At 69.1% G+C, this 456-nt stretch carries 1 protein-coding gene; it reads right to left on the bottom strand.

The genetic code is table 11. The features are described from left to right. Positions 1 to 446, bottom strand: a 446-nt coding sequence (locus tag FJV41_RS55725) for a phosphoribosylformylglycinamidine cyclo-ligase (RefSeq protein ID WP_246137937.1), incomplete at its 3' end; no start/stop codon positions are given. Positions 447 to 456: the final 10 nt, after the last annotated feature.

Genomic DNA, 456 nt, shown 5'->3' on the forward strand with positions numbered 1-456 from the left:
CCGTATTCGCCGGCCGGGTACATGCCCGGCATCTCGGCGGTCTCGCCGCCGATCAGCGCGCAGCCCGAAAGCTCGCAGCCGCGGGCGATGCCGCCCACCACGGCGGCGGCCGTGTCCACGTCGAGCTTGCCGCAGGCGAAGTAGTCCAGGAAGAAGAGCGGCTCTGCGCCCTGCACGAGCACGTCGTTCACGCTCATGGCGACGAGGTCGATGCCCACGGTGTCGTGCATGTTCCACTCGAAGGCCAGCTTGAGCTTGGTGCCCACGCCGTCGGTGCCCGAGACCAGCACCGGCTCCTGGTAGCGCTTGGGCACCTCGAACAGCGCGCCGAAGCCGCCGATGCCGGCCAGCACGCCTTCGCGCATCGTCTTCTTCGCCAGCGGCTTGATGCGCTCGACCAGCGCGTCGCCCGCGTCGATGTCGACGCCGGCGTCTTTGTACGAAATGGGGGTGGAG

The sequence above is a fragment of the Myxococcus llanfairpwllgwyngyllgogerychwyrndrobwllllantysiliogogogochensis genome (assembly GCF_006636215.1).
GTDB classification, from domain to species: Bacteria; Myxococcota; Myxococcia; order Myxococcales; family Myxococcaceae; genus Myxococcus; species Myxococcus llanfairpwllgwyngyllgogerychwyrndrobwllllantysiliogogogochensis.